A 425-nucleotide genomic window follows, 5' to 3' on the forward strand; every position below is an offset into this window, starting at 1 on the left:
CCGCCCCGCCCGCGAAGGCCCCCAAGCCCACCCAGACGGCCCCCGCCAACCCGCCCGCCGACGGCGGGGGAAGCAGCACCACCGGCGGCTCCAGCACCACGGGCGGTACCTCGGGTAGCGCCGCATCAGGCGGCACCACGTCCGGCGGGACGACCTCGGGCGGTGGCAGCACCACGGGCGGTGACGGCTCGTCCAGCGGCTCGGTGACCGGAGGCTCCTCCACCGGCGGCTCCACCACCAGCGGCTCCACCACCGGCGGTTCCTCGACCGGTGAATCGACCACCGGCGGCTCCACCACCGGCGGAAGCGCCGGAACCGTCCGCGCGGGCTCCTTCTGCGCGCCGGCCGGAGCGACCGGCGTCACCAGCGCGGGCACGCCGATGGTGTGCGGCCCGGGCAGCGACGGCCGCAACCGGTGGCGGGCC

At 78.1% G+C, this 425-nt stretch carries 1 pseudogene; it reads right to left on the bottom strand.

What is annotated here, in order from left to right:
- A pseudogene (locus tag ABD308_RS20960) lies at positions 1-425 on the bottom strand (hypothetical protein); the annotation flags it as partial.

It is taken from the genome of Kitasatospora putterlickiae (assembly GCF_039527695.1).
Lineage (GTDB): Bacteria > Actinomycetota > Actinomycetes > Streptomycetales > Streptomycetaceae > Kitasatospora > Kitasatospora putterlickiae.